This is a genomic window from Comamonas sp. MYb69, assembly GCF_037479315.1.
Lineage (GTDB): Bacteria > Pseudomonadota > Gammaproteobacteria > Burkholderiales > Burkholderiaceae_C > Comamonas.
Genome location: NZ_JBBGZG010000017.1, coordinates 92,169 through 106,201, shown reverse-complemented (window position 1 = coordinate 106,201; position 14,033 = coordinate 92,169). Strand labels below are relative to the sequence as shown.

Here is a 14,033-nt window from a genome sequence, read left to right as displayed (position 1 = left end):
CGGTTTTTTTCTGCCCGCCCGCTGCCCCTACGACCATTACTGGCTGGAACCCGAGTGTCTCCGTCATTTGCCCAGCTGCGCGATAATCATCGCTCACATCGGCGTGCACTCAAGAGGTTCTCGCCAACTTGCCCGCTGGCCCTGGCGTATATCCAGGCCCGCACTATGCAAGACAGGCCGCATTCTTATTGTTTACTGATTCGTACACCACGATGCCCGCATACCGTTCCAAAACCTCTACCGCCGGTCGCAACATGGCTGGGGCCCGCTCCTTGTGGCGTGCCACCGGCATGAAAGACGACGATTTCTCCAAGCCCATCATTGCGGTGGTCAACTCCTTTACCCAGTTCGTTCCGGGCCATGTGCACTTGAAGGACCTGGGCCAGCTCGTCGCCCGCGAGATCGAAGCGGCAGGCGGCGTGGCCAAGGAGTTCAACACCATTGCCGTCGATGACGGCATTGCGATGGGCCATGACGGCATGCTGTACTCGCTGCCCAGCCGCGAAGTGATTGCCGATTCGGTCGAATACATGGTCAACGCGCACTGCGCCGATGCCATGGTCTGCATCTCCAACTGCGACAAGATCACCCCCGGCATGCTGATGGCTGCGATGCGCCTCAATATCCCCGTGGTGTTTGTCTCGGGCGGCCCGATGGAAGCGGGCAAGGTGCGCCTGGCCGTGCCGGCGGCTGACGGCAGCAAGACCATCCAGATCAAGAAGCTCGACCTGGTCGATGCGATGGTGATGGCCGCTGACAGCAATGTGAGCGATGCCGATGTGGCCGAAGTCGAGCGCTCGGCCTGCCCGACCTGCGGCTCCTGCTCGGGCATGTTCACCGCCAACTCGATGAACTGCCTGGCCGAAGCGCTGGGCCTGGCCCTGCCAGGCAATGGCACCGTCGTGGCCACCCACTCGGACCGCGAGCAGCTGTTCAAGCGCGCAGGCCGCCTGATCGTGGAGCTGGCCAAGCGCTACTACGAGCAAGACGAAGCGACCCTGTTGCCCCGCGCCGTCGGCATCAAGGCCTTCGAGAACGCGATGACCTTGGACATCGCGATGGGCGGCTCGACCAACACCATCCTGCACTTGCTGGCGATTGCGCAAGAGGCGGACATCGATTTCACGATGACCGACATCGACCGCATGTCGCGCACCGTGCCGCAGCTGTGCAAGGTGGCGCCCAATACCAACAAGTACCACATCGAAGACGTGCACCGCGCAGGCGGCATCATGGCCATCCTCGGTGAGCTCGACCGCGCCGGCAAGCTGCACACCGATGTGCCGACCGTGCATGCCAAGACCATGAAGGACGCGCTGGACCAGTGGGACATCGTGCGTACCGAAGATGAGGCCGTGCGCACCTTCTACATGGCGGGCCCGGCCGGCATCCCCACCCAGGTGGCTTTCAGCCAAAGCACGCGCTGGCCCAGCCTGGATCTGGACCGCGCCGAAGGCTGCATCCGCTCCTACGACCATGCCTTCTCCAAAGAAGGCGGCCTGGCCGTGCTGCGCGGCAATATCGCGCTGGATGGCTGTGTGGTCAAGACCGCCGGTGTTGATGACTCGATCCTGGTGTTCGAAGGCTCGGCCCATGTGGTCGAGTCGCAGGACGAAGCGGTGGAAAACATCCTGAGCGACAAGGTCAAGGCCGGTGATGTCGTGATCGTGCGCTACGAAGGCCCCAAGGGCGGCCCCGGCATGCAAGAGATGCTCTACCCGACCAGCTACATCAAGTCCAAGGGCCTGGGCAAGTCCTGCGCACTGCTGACCGATGGCCGCTTCTCGGGTGGTACCTCGGGCCTGTCGATTGGCCACTGCTCGCCAGAGGCAGCGGCTGGCGGCGCGATCGGCCTGGTGCAAAACGGCGACCGTATCCTCATCGACATCCCCAACCGCACCATCAATGCGCTGGTGAGCGACGAGGAATTTGCCAAGCGCCGCGAAGCGCAAGATGCGCTGGGCTGGAAGCCTGCCAAGCCCCGTCCACGCAAGGTGTCCACCGCTTTGAAGGCCTATGCCAAACTGGTGACCTCGGCCGACAAAGGCGCGGTGCGCGATATCTCGCTGCTGGACTGAGCGTCCTTCGCCTTCCATGAAGAACCGCCCCAGGCGCAAGCCCGGGGCGGTTTTTTCATGGGGCAAGTGGGGCAGATGGGGCAAATAGCGCGGACATCAGCGCGCTTGCCCTGCCGCCACCATTTACCAGCTCAGGCAGATCTTGCCAAAGTGCTGGGCGCTGATCTGGTGCGCAAAGGCATCGGCGATTTTCTCCAGCGGGTAGCTGCTGTCGATGATGGGGCGCAGCGCCAGCTGCTCGAGCGCACGCACCAGGTCTTGCTGCTGCTCGCGGCTGCCGACGATCAGGCCTTTCAAAGTCTGCTGCTTGCGCATCAGCTCCACGGTGGGCACAGCGCCGGCAAAGCCGGTCAGCACACCAATCAGCGCAATATGGCCGCCAGGCGCGCAGGCGCGGATGGACTGGGGCAGCGTGCCGGGGCCGCCCACTTCGACGACGATATCGGCGCCGCGACCGCCGGTGGCCTGCAGCACCGCATCGCCCCATTCGGGCTGGTCGCGGTAGTTGATGACGGTGTCGGCGCCCAGGGCACGCAGGCGCTCAGCCTTGGCGGCGCTGGAGGTGGTCGCAATCACCTTGGCGCCCATCGCATGGGCCAGTTGCAACGCAAAGATGGAGACGCCACCGGTGCCCAGCACCAGCACGGTTTGCCCCGCTTCGATGCGGCCGTCAACCACCAAAGCGCGCCAGGCCGTGAGGCCAGCGGTGGTCAGGGTGGCGGCTTCCTCATGCGTATAGCCTTTGGGTGCATGGGTAAAGGCCGTGGCGGCCATCGTGACCTGCTCGCGCGCAAAGCCGTCCACACCATCGCCGGGCACGGTGGCAAAGGTGGAGGGCACCTGCTTGCCTGATTGCCACAGCGGGAAAAAGCAGGACACCACGGCGTCGCCGACGGCAAACTCGGTCACGCCTTCGCCCACGGCCGTGACCACACCGGCGCCATCGGCCATCGGGATGCGGCCATCGGCCGTGGCCGAGCGCCCAGCGGCAATGGCCAGGTCGTGGTAGTTGAGCGAGCTGGCATGCAGGCGTACCTGGATTTCGCCGGCGCGGGGCGCGGCAGGCGCTGGCAGGTCGGCCAGCTGCAGGTGGTCCAGGCCACCGGGGGCGGCAACTTGTATGGCTTTCATGGCGTTTCTCTTTCCTGGGTTGCTATCACGTTGAAAAGCGGTGAAGGCTGCACGGCGCAGCCACCCGGCCATCATGCAAGCGCCGGGCGCAGAAAGCCAGAACCAACATATTTGTGGTCTAGTATTAAAAATGTAAGCAATGCATGGGCATTGGCTTGGCGCTAGGATGGCACCCTGGTCGTCTGGCTCGGTGGAGAGAATATGAAGCGTTTGAACAGCAAAAGTGGTTGCGCGGTGGAGGTGACCTTGTCCGTCATGGGCGGCACCTGGAAGCCGATTGTGCTTTTCCATCTGCTCCATGGCACCAAGCGCTTTAGCGAACTGTCCCGGGCCATTCCCAATGTCACCCAGCGCATGCTGACCCTGCAGCTGCGCGAGCTCGAAGAGGCCGGCATTGTTGCGCGCACTGTCTATGCCGAGGTGCCGCCGCGCGTGGACTATGCGCTGACCGACATGGGGCGCAGCCTCAAACCGGTGCTGATTGCGATGCGCGACTGGGGCATGGACTATGCGCAATCCCAAGGGCTGCAGGACGAGGCGCCAGGCGTGCAGGCCAGCTGCGCGGCCTAATTCCAGTTTCCCGCTCGGGAGGATAATTCTCGTCTCTGATGTTGCGTGCCCACCTGCCATGATGTCCCGCTTTCCCATCCTGCGCGCGTTTGCGCTGCTGTCCGCGCTGTTTTGTCTGGGCCTGGCGTTGGCCGGCGCTGTGACGGCGCAAGCGCAGGAGCGGCGCGCCTACCCGAGCCAGCCGGTCAAGCTGGTGGTGCCTTTTGCGCCGGGCGGCTCGACCGATATCGTGGCGCGCCTGCTGGCCGATGCGATGCGCGAGCCGCTGGGCCAGCCGGTGGTGGTGGAGAACAAGGCCGGTGCCGCCGGCCTGATTGGCGCCGAGGCGGTGGCCCGTGCCCAGCCCGATGGCTACACCGTTGGCGTGGGAACCATCAGCACTCTGGCCGTCAATACGGTGATGCTCAAATCGGTGCGCCGCGATCCGCTGCAAGCGCTGGCACCGGTCATGGCACTGGCGCAGATTCCGTCGGTGTTCTCCACCCATCCCAGCCTGGGGGTACACGACCTGCAGGGCCTGGTGGCTACGTTGCGCGCCAAGCCCGAGCACTACACGATCGGATCGGCGGGTGTGGGCTCCATCGGGCACCTGATTGCCGAGGCGATGAATGAAGCGCTGGGCGTGCGCCTGCGCCATATTCCCTACAAAGGCCAGGGCCCGGTGATCAACAGTGCGCTGGCCGGCGAGACCCAGGTGCTGAGCGACCAGTACCCCTCGTCGAGCAGCCTGGTGCAATCGGGGCGGCTGGTTCCGTTTGCCGTGGCTGCACCTCAGCGGCTGCTGGCGCTGCCGGACGTGCCGACCTTGGCAGAGGCCGGCTACCCCGCGCTCAACCGCCTGGCCATCACCTGGTTTGGCCTGGTGGCGCCCGCTGGCACGCCGCCGGCCGTGGTCGACACCCTCAACCGCGCAGCGCAAGAAGCGATGCGCCAACCGGCCGTGCAGGCGCGCCTGGATCAGCTCGGTGTGGTGCCCATGGGCGGCAGCCCGCAAGAGTTTGCGCTGCTGATCAGTGATACGCGTGCCCAGATCCAGCAACTGGTGCAGCAGCGCAAGCTGGTGCTGGACTGAGCGTTTTGAAAAGCGCAGGTAAAGCGTGATTTGTGCTTTCCAAACCACTGGCAGTTTCGGGAACGTTGATCTACAATCGGCCAACTTTTTTATCAGGAGTAACCCTGTGGACTTACCGAGTTGTTGGCCAGCGGCCAACCGACCACAGGCAAGGTAATCGCAAACGCCCCAGCTTTGCGCGCTGCCTTGCCCAACCAGGCGGGCAGCTGTCAGGCGCCGTAGTTTTTTAGACCTACGCGCCTACGGCATCCCATTCGATCTTCCAGTCTTGCCCCGTGGCGAGTGCCTTTGTTGCGCGCTGCCATGCCGGGTATGGGAGCTTTTCATGCCACTGCGTATGTCTTCGCTGGCCCCCTTGCGCGCACTGCGACGCAAGGCTGCGCCATGGGCCATCACGCCTTGCTGCGGTCTGGGCTTGCCCTGCCGCCTGCAGCGCCAGCTCGCGACCATGCTGCGCCGCCGCGCCCCGGTGGGCAAGGGCGCAGCGCAGTCCTGCTCGGCATCGGCTGCGCTGGACCCCTTCAGTCGCTGACCTTTCTTCTGTCTGATGTGCATATGTGCGACCGCACTGCAGCGGCAGCGCAGCTGCACGCCTGTATTGCTTGCAGACGCCATGCGGCGCGGATCAGCCGCGCCCCTGGCTGGGAGATTGGTCATGTTGAACCTGCTGAAGAATGGATTCGTCAACTTTCTGCGCTCGCGCCACTGGGGCGTGCATTTCCGCCGCTTGCCCATGTTGGAGCAACTGGCCCAGACGCCGGTGGATGCCGGTATTTCCAAGGCCATGGGCGAGCGGCTGCGCGACGCCGCCCATGCCCCTGAACAGGTATTGCTGCACAGCCTGAACACCAGCCGCCAGGGCCTGGACGATGCACAGGTGCAGCAAGCCCGTGCGCAAGCGGGCTGGAACAGCATTGCGCAGGACCAGGCCATGACCCGCAGCGAGCACCTGTGGCTGTGCTTTCGCACGCCTTTCAACCTGCTCTTGACGGTGCTGGCCGCCGTCTCGTGGCTGACCGGCGATACCAAGGCCACGGTGGTGATCGGCAGCATGGTAGCGCTGGCCACCGGCCTGCGCTTTTGGCAGGAGGGCCGCGCCAACAAGGCCGCTGCCGGCCTGCAGGCGATGGTCTCCAACACCGCCGCTGTGCTGCGCCGTACGGCGCAAGATGAAGAGGGGCGAGACCTGGATGCACCACCCTCGCGCCTGTCGGCATTGCAGGCCGTGCGCGAGCTGCCCGTGCGCGAGCTGGTGCCCGGCGACATCATCCAGCTGGCTGCCGGTGATATGGTGCCCGCTGACTGCCGCCTGCTGAGCGCCAAGGACCTGTTTCTGGCGCAATCGGCGATGACCGGTGAGTCCATGCCGGTGGAGAAATTTGCCCAGCTGCCCGATGGCGCACAGCACAACCCGGTGGAGCTGTGCAACCTGGTGTTCATGGGCACGAACGTGGTCTCGGGCGCTGGCCTGGCCGTGGTGCTGACCACCGGCAACCACAGCTACCTGGGCGCGCTGGCCGGCAAGGTCTCGGCGATGGACCGCAGCCCCACCGCGTTCCAGATGGGCGTCAACAAGGTCAGCTGGGTGCTGATCCGTTTCATGCTGGTGATGGTGCCGCTGGTCCTGCTGATCAATGGGCTGACCAAGGGCGACTGGACCGAGGCGCTGCTGTTTGCGCTGTCGGTGGCCGTCGGCCTGACGCCCGAGATGCTGCCGATGATCGTGACTGCGACCCTGGCCAAGGGCGCGGTGTTCCTGTCGCGCAAGAAAGTGATCGTCAAGCACCTGGATGCCATCCAGAACTTTGGTGCGATGGATGTGCTGTGCACCGACAAGACGGGCACCCTGACCGAGGACCGCATCTCGGTCGAGCGCCACCTCGATGCCTGGGGTGATGTGTCGCAGCATGTGCTGGACATGGCCTACTTGAACAGCTACTACCAGACGGGCCTCAAGAGCCTGCTCGATGTGGCCGTGCTCGCCCATGCCGAGCGCGCCCCGCTGGTCGATGCCTATGCCAAGGTCGATGAAGTGCCGTTTGACTTTGTGCGCCGGCGCATGTCGGTGGTGGTGAGTGACGCTGCTGGCGTCGGCAAGATCATCACCAAGGGCGCGGTCGAGGAAATCCTGCAGGTCAGCAGCACGGTGCAGGCCGCAGGCGGCGTGCTGGACCTCGATGCAGGCCTGCGCAAGCGCATTGTGGCAACAGCCGAGGCGCTCAATGCCCAGGGGCTGCGTGTGGTGGCCGTGGCCACGCGCGAGACCCAGGCGGGCCAAGACAACTTTGGCGTGGCCGATGAGGCCGGCATGGTGCTGTGCGGCTTTCTGGCCTTTATCGATCCGCCCAAGGAAAGCGCAGCGCCGGCGCTGCAGGCGCTGGCCCGGCATGGTGTGCAGACCAAGGTGCTGACGGGCGACAATGCCGCCGTCACCGCCAAGGTCTGCGAGCAAGTGGGCATCACCGCGCAGCACATCGTGCTGGGTGGCGATATCGAGCAGATGGACGACCAGCGCCTGGCCCAGGTGGTCGAAGAAGCCCATATCTTTGCCAAGCTGAGCCCCGCGCACAAGGAGCGCATTGTGCGCATGCTCAAGGCCAATGGCCATGTGGTGGGCTTCATGGGCGATGGCATCAACGATGCCGCAGCGCTGCGCACGGCCGATATCGGCATCTCGGTGGACACGGCCGTCGATGTAGCCAAGGAGGCGGCCGACATCATCTTGCTGGACAAGAGCCTGATGGTGCTCGACCAGGGTGTGCAGGAAGGCCGGCGCACCTTTACCAACATGCTCAAGTACATCAAGATGACGGCGAGCTCGAACTTTGGCAATGTGTTCTCGGTTCTGATTGCCAGTGCCTTCATCCCCTTCCTGCCCATGCTGCCGATGCAGCTGCTGGTGCAGAACCTGGTGTATGACTTCTCGCAATCGGCGATTCCGTTTGACCATGTCGATCCCGAGCTGCTGACCCAGCCCCAGCGCTGGAACCCTGCCGATGTGGGCCGCTTCATGCTGTTCTTCGGCCCCATCAGCTCCATCTTCGATATCACCACCTTTGTCGTGATGTGGAAGGTGTTTGGCGCCAACACGCCCGAGCGCCAGGCGCTGTTCCAGTCCGGCTGGTTTGTCGTGGGGCTGCTTACGCAGTCGCTGATCGTGCACATGATCCGCACCATGCGCATCCCGTTTATCCAAAGCCGCGCTGCCTGGCCGGTGGGCCTGATGACCCTGGTGGTGGTCGCCATCGGCATCTACCTGCCCATGGGCGCGCTGGCCCCTTATTTCAAGCTAGAGGCCCTGCCTGGCATGTACTTTGTGTTCCTCGTTGCCGTGTTGCTGGCCTATATGGGTCTTACGCAGGTCATGAAAAAGTGGTACATCCGTCGCTACGGCTGGCAATAAGCGCCATGAAAAATAACCATCTGCTAAGGAGGGCGCCATGCTCGAAGCGCTGAACTACACACAAGCCAATTCGCTGATCAACACGGCCATCAGCCTGGTCACCGCCTTTGTGCTGGGCACGGTCATTGGCCTGGAGCGCCAGTACCGCCAACGCACGGCCGGGCTGCGCACCAATGTGCTGGTCGCCGTGGGGGCGGCCATCTTTGTCGACAGCGCCAACACCATTGCCGGGCCGGATGGCGCGGTGCGCGTGATGGCCTATGTGGTCTCGGGCATCGGCTTTCTGGGCGCCGGTGTCATCATGCGCGAAGAGGGCAATGTGCGCGGCCTGAACACGGCCGCGACGCTCTGGGGCTCGGCCGCAGTGGGCGCTGCCGCAGGCGCTGATCTGATCGTGCAGGCGGCCATGGGCACCGTGCTGGTGCTGGCGGCCAATACCTTGCTGCGGCCGCTGGTCAACGCCATCAACCGCAAGCCGCTGGATGTCGGCTCTACCGAGATGACCAATGCCGTGTTTGTCGTGGCCGAGCGCCTGCACCAGCGGCTGGCGCTGGCCATGCTCCAGGATGTGCTCGAGCGCGGCGGCTACCCGCCTGGCGACATCGACATCCAGCCCTTTGGCGAGGCCGAGGTCGTCATCGAAGCGACCTTGGCCGCGCAATCGGTGGAGGGCGAGGAGCTCGATGCGATGGTGCAGCAGCTGGCGGCCAAGCCGGGCGTGCGCCAGGCGTACTGGAGCCCCAGCACGCGGGATTGATGGGGGCGCCAGGGCAGGTGCTCAGCCCGCCCAGACCGCCACAGTGCGGTGCCTGGCGGCTTGCTCAGTCTTCAAACGCAAAGCCGACGCCATAGATCGAGCGGATGCAGTCCGCATCATCGCCCATCACCGTGCGCAGCTTCTTGCGCAGGTTCTTGATATGGCTGTCTATCGCGCGGTCGCTCACCTCCAGCGCATCGGCATAGGCCAGGTCCAGCAGCTGGCTGCGCGGGTAGATCTTGCCGGGGTGGCGCTGCAGGATGTGCAGCAGGGCAAACTCGCGCCGCGTCAGGCCCAGGTCCTGGCCACGCCAGCTCGCCTGGCTGGTGGTCTCGTCCAGCTGCCAGTCGCTGGCGGCCAGGCTGGCTGGCGCACCAGGGGCAGGCGGCGCGTGGCGGCGCAAGATCACCTTGACGCGGGCAATCAGCTCGCGCGGTGAAAAGGGCTTGCAGATGTAGTCGTCGGCGCCCATCTCCAGGCCCACCAGGCGGTCCACCTCCTCGACCTTGGCAGTCAGGCAGATGACGGGGCAGATCTGGCGGGCCCGGCACTCGCGCAGAATGCTCAGGCCATCGGTGCCGGGCAGCATCAGGTCAAGAATGGCCAGCTGCGGCGGGCGCGCGCGCAGCGCAGCCATGGCCTGGCTGCCATCGGCAAAATGCTCGACCTCGAAGCCGGCATGGTGCAGGTAGTCGATGACCACTGAGGCAATATCGGCCTCGTCTTCGGCGTACAGAATGCGGGGTTTGGCGGTGTTCATGCAACAGGGTCTATCAAGGGCAGGATCAAGGTAAGGCGCAGCCCGCCCAAGGACGAGATGGAGGCCTGCAATTGTCCTCCATGGGCTTGCACAATGCTTTTGCAAATCGCAAGCCCCAGGCCGGAGCCGCCGCTGGCGCGGCTGCGCGAAGTCTCTACGCGGTAAAAGCGTTCAAAAATGCGGGGCAGCTCCGCAGGCGGCACGGAGGGGCTGCTGTCATCGAGGTGCAGCTCCAGCCAGCGCTGGCCGGACTCGGGCGCGGGCCCGTGCAGGCTGGCGCTGATGCTCAGCCGCCCGGGGGCATCGGTGTAGCGCAGGCTGTTTTCCAAAATATTGCCCAGCACCTGGTGCAGCTGCTGGGCATTGCCCTGCACCCAGGCGGGCGGCAGCGCGGTGTGCAGCTCTTGCGCCGTGGGCAGCGCGATGCCGGCCTGGCCAAAGCGGATCTGCACGGCTTCCACGGCCTCGATGGTCAGCGCCCGCATATCGAGCGGGCGCGCCGTGGCGGGCAGGTGGGCGGTCAGTTGCAGCGCGGGTGCGGCCTCGGGCGCATGCACGACCAGCGCCGTGGGAATGGTGGCGCGCATGTCGCTGACCAGCTGGGTCAGGCGCAGAATCTGGCGGTGCAGGCGCGCAGCCGTCTGCGCATCAAAGCTGCGAATGCCGTCTTGCACCGCTTCAATCTCGGCCCGCACTGCGGCCAGCGGCGTACGCAGCTCATGGGCCACCTGGGTCAGCCATTCATGCTGCTGGGCCTGGGCCTGGGAGAGCTGCTCGGCCATGTGGTTGTAGCGGTCGGCCAGCTCCACCAGCTCGTCGTGGCCTGCGACTGCAATGCGGTAGTCGAGCTGGCCGCTGGCAAAGGCCTTGGCGCCTTCGCTCAATGCCTCGATGGGGCGAATCCAGCGCCGGCTCAGCCACCAGGACAGGGCGCCGGCCAGCAGCAGGCCCAGCAGACCGGTAATGGCCAGGAACACCAGGTGCTCCTTCAAAAAGGCATTGTCGATCTGGTTTTTCAGGTCTTCGGGCTGGTTCAGCGTCAGGGTGCCGATCAGCATGTGCTGGCTGTCGAACAGCGGGTTTTTGGCGCTGCCTGGTGTGGGCGCTACACCAGCGATCAGCTTGCCCTGGTTGTCGAGCAGGCCCAGGCGCTGATGCAGCGGGTGACGTTCAATGGGGCGCAATTGCTGGGTCAGCATGGGGCCAATCGTCGCGCGGCGCGGCGCCTCGCTCTCCGCTGGGGGCGAGACGGGCACAGCCGCCTGGCTGCCAAAGCGGGTCAGTGCGTTCCAGCGCTCCGGCGTCAGCGAGACCCAGTGCGGGTCCTTGGCATACTCGCGCCGCAGCTGGCTCTCCAGGTATTCCAGCCGGCCCAGCTCGATCTGCGCGACATAGCCGCCCAGGCCGCGCTGCAGGCTCCAGTACGAAAAGCCGAAAAACCCCAGCAGCAGGCCCAGCAGCAGCAGCACCATGGCCAGCAGCACCCGTGTTTGCAGACGGGTAAAGCGAAACAGCTGAAGGCGGGGCGTGGTCACAGAGGCAGGTGGGCAAATGAACGGGGAGGGCCAAACGGCAAAAACGGGCAGGCGCAATGCCTGCCCGGCTATTCTCTTACACAGTGCGTGGGTGTGTAAAAGTGTTGCTTGATCGGCGCAATGCCAGCGGTCTTATCAGGGCCCGATGGTGGCGCCGCGCTGCGCCACCAGCTGCTTGCCCACCAGGCGGCAGGTGGCCTTGGCTGTTTTCCCGTTGTCCAGCGTCAGCTGCACGCTATCGCCGGCCTTCTTGCCCTGGCAGGCCTCAATGGCTTGCTTGGACGGCGCGGGCTTGGCGGGGCTGGCCGCGTAGGCCTGGGCGGTGGCGATCCAGAGGGCTGCAGTCACGGCGGTGCTGCACAGCAGACGGTGGCGAAGTGGTTGAGAACTCATGGCATTCCTTGTGTAAAAAGAGGCTCTGCGGCCAGGCCGCGATCTGGTGTGGGACAGAAAGAAGCGGGTGAAACAGAGAAACTGGAGTGTGTTTACGCCTCTCCGCAGAGCCCATGACTGAACTATAGGAGCCAAATGTGGAGGAAGTTGGGCCGGCTTTGTGGCAGGTGTGACAAAGCGAAAACCGCATGCCCATTGGGTTTGGGCGGGGGCAGGCCGATTTTGCAGCGCCGCAAAGTTATGCAAAGCGGCCCTGGTTTCAGAGCAGCGGCGCGGGTGGCGTTGGGCTGTCACCCAGTGGGCGGCGTGCCGCAATGCGCTGCACCACCCGCTCCGGCGTGCGCAGCAGGCCCGCTTCATAGGCGATGACGGACCAGCCGGCACAGACTTGCAGCAGCTCGCCGGGCTGCAGCAGGAAGTCGGGCCGGGAAGGCTTGCCATAGGCGGCATTGCCTTGGGCAAAGGTCTCGTATAGCAGCAGACCGCCGGGCGCCACACTGGCCAGAATCTGCGGCCACAGCGGGCGCCACAGATAGTGCGTGACGACCACCGTATCAAACACCCGGCCCTCGAGCGGCCAGGCCCCGTTTTCGATATCGGCCAGCAGCCATTCGCCCGCCGTATCTGCTTGCAGCGCACGCAGCGCCGCGCCATCGCGGTCAACGCCTGTCACCCGCAAGCCCTGTGCTTGCAGGTAGCGGGCATGGCGGCCCTGGCCGCAGGCCAGGTCCAGCACCTGGCTGCCCGCAGGTAGCAGCGGCGCAAAGCGGGTGATCCAGGGCGAGGGGGCGGGGCTATGGGGCATGCGCTAGAAACAGGCCCAGACATGGTCGGCCATCTGCACCATGAATTCCGGTTGCGTGTAGAGCATGAACACCAGCGCCAGCAGCACGGCCACCAGCAGCCAGATGGCGGCGCGCTGCCAGCCGCGCAGCGGCGCGGCGCCAGCAGTGGGGGCGGTGGGTGGTGCAGGCTGTTGCATGAAAGTTCGCTTATCAGGCCGTCAGCGGCAGGCGCTGCACGGGCTCTTCCTTGACCGGCAGATTGACCAGGCCGGCGAACACGCCCAGCCCAATGGCCACGTACCAAACCACATCATAGCTGCCGGTGTGGTCATAGAGGTAACCGCCCAGCCAGATGCCCAGGAAGCTGCCGATCTGGTGGCTGAAGAACACAAAGCCGCTGAGCATGGACAGGTGCTGCACGCCAAAGATCTGCGCGATGGCGCCATTGGTCAGCGGCACGGTGGACAGCCACAAAAAGCCCATCACGGCGGCAAAGACGTAGACCGACCAGGGCGACAGGGGCACCAGCAGGAACACCACGATGGCGATGGCGCGGATGAAATAAATGCCCGAGAGCAGGTAGCGCTTGGCCATGCGCTGGCCGAGCGACCCGGCCAGGTAGGTGCCAAAGATATTGAAGAGGCCGATCAACGCCAGCGAATAGCTGGCCACATGGGGCGGCAGGCCAAAGTCCTTCAGGTAGCTGGGCATGTGTACGCCGATGAACATCACCTGGAAGCCACAGACAAAATAACCGGCGGTCAGCAGCAAAAAGCTGGGGTTGCGAAAGGCCTCTGCCACGGCCTGGGCAATGGTTTGCTGCGCGCCAGCGCCAGCACTGCGCTTGAGCGCATGGAAATTGGGCTCGCGCAGCGCAATGGCCAGCGGCACGATGGTCAGCACCAGGATGGCGCAGACCAGCAGCGCGTTCTGCCAGCCCAGGCTGGCGATCAGCTGGCCCTCGACCGGCACCATGAAGAACTGGCCAAAGGAGCCTGCGGCCGCGGCCACCCCCATGGCCCAGGAGCGTTTCTCAGCGGGCAACTGGCGCCCGATGACGCCATAGATCACCGCATAGGTGGTGCCCGTCTGCGCCATGCCGATCAAAAGGCCGGCGGTGAGCGCAAACATCAGCGTATTGGGCGCCCAGGCCATGCCGGCCAGGCCCAGCGCGTACAGCAGCGCGCCGCAGACCAGCACCTTGCTGGCGCCAAAGCGGTCGGCCAGCATGCCGGTAAAGATGCCGATCAGGCCCCAGCTGAGGTTTTGCACCGCCAGCGCCAAGGCGAAGGACTCGCGCGTCCAGCCCATCTCCTGGGTGATCGGCTGCAGCCAGAGGCCAAAACCGTGGCGGATGCCCATGGACAGGGTCACTACGGCGCCGCCACAGAGCAGCACGCGGGCCATGGACAATCGTTGTGCGTTGTTTTGCATAGTCTAAGGATGTCTCGTTATCCAAGAATTGTTACTCCAACGCCAAAAACCGGCTGTCGCCCGCATATTGCCCGGTGGCCGCCCAAGCCCATTGCAGGCTTTTGCGGCCAAGCGT

The 14,033-nt window shown here is 64.8% G+C and carries 13 protein-coding genes; 6 read left to right on the top strand and 7 right to left on the bottom strand.

Translation table 11 applies throughout. From position 1 onward, the window contains the following. The first annotated feature begins 212 nt into the window (after positions 1–212). Complete coding sequence (gene ilvD, locus WH303_RS20715) at positions 213–2,078, top strand: dihydroxy-acid dehydratase (protein ID WP_116927242.1); 1,866 nt, start codon at positions 213–215, stop codon at positions 2,076–2,078. A 123-nt stretch (positions 2,079–2,201) separates the two neighbouring features. On the opposite strand, the gene WH303_RS20710 is transcribed toward ilvD, so the two are convergent. After that, complete coding sequence (locus tag WH303_RS20710; protein ID WP_339520859.1) at positions 2,202–3,209, bottom strand: zinc-dependent alcohol dehydrogenase family protein; 1,008 nt, start codon at positions 3,207–3,209, stop codon at positions 2,202–2,204. A 201-nt stretch (positions 3,210–3,410) separates the two neighbouring features. On the opposite strand from WH303_RS20710, the gene WH303_RS20705 reads away from it, so the two are divergent. The 5 genes from WH303_RS20705 to WH303_RS20685 all read left to right on the top strand — a co-directional run bounded on the left by WH303_RS20705 (position 3,411) and on the right by WH303_RS20685 (position 9,011). Next, a complete protein-coding gene (locus WH303_RS20705) occupies positions 3,411–3,779 on the top strand; it encodes a winged helix-turn-helix transcriptional regulator (RefSeq protein WP_165841233.1) in 369 nt (122 codons plus the stop codon). Between the two features lie 61 nt (positions 3,780–3,840). Continuing rightward, positions 3,841–4,851, top strand: coding sequence for a Bug family tripartite tricarboxylate transporter substrate binding protein (locus WH303_RS20700; RefSeq protein WP_339520857.1), 1,011 nt, complete (start codon positions 3,841–3,843; stop codon positions 4,849–4,851). 325 nt (positions 4,852–5,176) lie between these two features. Further along, a complete protein-coding gene (locus WH303_RS20695; protein WP_172690139.1) occupies positions 5,177–5,383 on the top strand; it encodes a hypothetical protein in 207 nt (68 codons plus the stop codon). Between the two features lie 123 nt (positions 5,384–5,506). After that, a complete protein-coding gene (mgtA, locus tag WH303_RS20690) occupies positions 5,507–8,254 on the top strand; it encodes a magnesium-translocating P-type ATPase (RefSeq protein ID WP_339520855.1) in 2,748 nt (915 codons plus the stop codon). Between the two features lie 37 nt (positions 8,255–8,291). After that, entirely contained in the window at positions 8,292–9,011 is a 720-nt protein-coding gene (locus tag WH303_RS20685) for an MgtC/SapB family protein (protein WP_339520853.1), read from the top strand. A 64-nt stretch (positions 9,012–9,075) separates the two neighbouring features. On the opposite strand, the gene WH303_RS20680 is transcribed toward WH303_RS20685, so the two are convergent. The 6 genes from WH303_RS20680 to WH303_RS20655 all read right to left on the bottom strand — a co-directional run bounded on the left by WH303_RS20680 (position 9,076) and on the right by WH303_RS20655 (position 13,918). Then, a complete protein-coding gene (locus tag WH303_RS20680) occupies positions 9,076–9,771 on the bottom strand; it encodes a response regulator (RefSeq protein WP_021027693.1) in 696 nt (231 codons plus the stop codon). Beyond that, entirely contained in the window at positions 9,768–11,306 is a 1,539-nt protein-coding gene (locus WH303_RS20675) for an ATP-binding protein (protein ID WP_339520851.1), read from the bottom strand. Before WH303_RS20675 ends, WH303_RS20680 begins: the two co-directional genes overlap by 4 nt. 135 nt (positions 11,307–11,441) lie before the next feature. After that, positions 11,442–11,699 (bottom strand): hypothetical protein, encoded by a 258-nt coding sequence (locus WH303_RS20670; protein WP_339520849.1) that lies wholly within the window; start codon positions 11,697–11,699, stop codon positions 11,442–11,444. Between the two features lie 259 nt (positions 11,700–11,958). After that, positions 11,959–12,504 carry a class I SAM-dependent methyltransferase gene (locus WH303_RS20665; RefSeq protein WP_339520847.1) on the bottom strand — a complete coding sequence of 182 codons (546 nt, stop codon included), beginning with the start codon at positions 12,502–12,504 and terminating at the stop codon, positions 11,959–11,961. A gap of 3 nt (positions 12,505–12,507) precedes the next feature. Continuing rightward, on the bottom strand, positions 12,508–12,681 hold the full coding sequence (locus WH303_RS20660; RefSeq protein WP_339520886.1) for a hypothetical protein: 174 nt from the start codon (positions 12,679–12,681) through the stop codon (positions 12,508–12,510). Between the two features lie 13 nt (positions 12,682–12,694). Then, a complete protein-coding gene (locus WH303_RS20655; protein WP_339520845.1) occupies positions 12,695–13,918 on the bottom strand; it encodes an MFS transporter in 1,224 nt (407 codons plus the stop codon). Positions 13,919–14,033: the final 115 nt, after the last annotated feature.

Excerpts from the sequence above, each read along its gene's own strand:
- mgtA (WP_339520855.1), top strand. The coding sequence starts at position 5,507 with ATGTTGAACCTGCTGAAGAATGGATTCGTCAACTTTCTGCGCTCGCGC.
- WH303_RS20680 (WP_021027693.1), bottom strand. The coding sequence starts at position 9,771 with ATGAACACCGCCAAACCCCGCATTCTGTACGCCGAAGACGAGGCCGAT.
- WH303_RS20670 (WP_339520849.1), bottom strand. The coding sequence starts at position 11,699 with ATGAGTTCTCAACCACTTCGCCACCGTCTGCTGTGCAGCACCGCCGTG.
- WH303_RS20710 (WP_339520859.1), bottom strand. The coding sequence starts at position 3,209 with ATGAAAGCCATACAAGTTGCCGCCCCCGGTGGCCTGGACCACCTGCAG.
- WH303_RS20665 (WP_339520847.1), bottom strand. The coding sequence starts at position 12,504 with ATGCCCCATAGCCCCGCCCCCTCGCCCTGGATCACCCGCTTTGCGCCG.
- WH303_RS20705 (WP_165841233.1), top strand. The coding sequence starts at position 3,411 with ATGAAGCGTTTGAACAGCAAAAGTGGTTGCGCGGTGGAGGTGACCTTG.
- ilvD (WP_116927242.1), top strand. The coding sequence starts at position 213 with ATGCCCGCATACCGTTCCAAAACCTCTACCGCCGGTCGCAACATGGCT.
- WH303_RS20685 (WP_339520853.1), top strand. The coding sequence starts at position 8,292 with ATGCTCGAAGCGCTGAACTACACACAAGCCAATTCGCTGATCAACACG.
- WH303_RS20655 (WP_339520845.1), bottom strand. The coding sequence starts at position 13,918 with ATGCAAAACAACGCACAACGATTGTCCATGGCCCGCGTGCTGCTCTGT.
- WH303_RS20660 (WP_339520886.1), bottom strand. The coding sequence starts at position 12,681 with ATGCAACAGCCTGCACCACCCACCGCCCCCACTGCTGGCGCCGCGCCG.
- WH303_RS20700 (WP_339520857.1), top strand. The coding sequence starts at position 3,841 with ATGTCCCGCTTTCCCATCCTGCGCGCGTTTGCGCTGCTGTCCGCGCTG.
- WH303_RS20695 (WP_172690139.1), top strand. The coding sequence starts at position 5,177 with ATGCCACTGCGTATGTCTTCGCTGGCCCCCTTGCGCGCACTGCGACGC.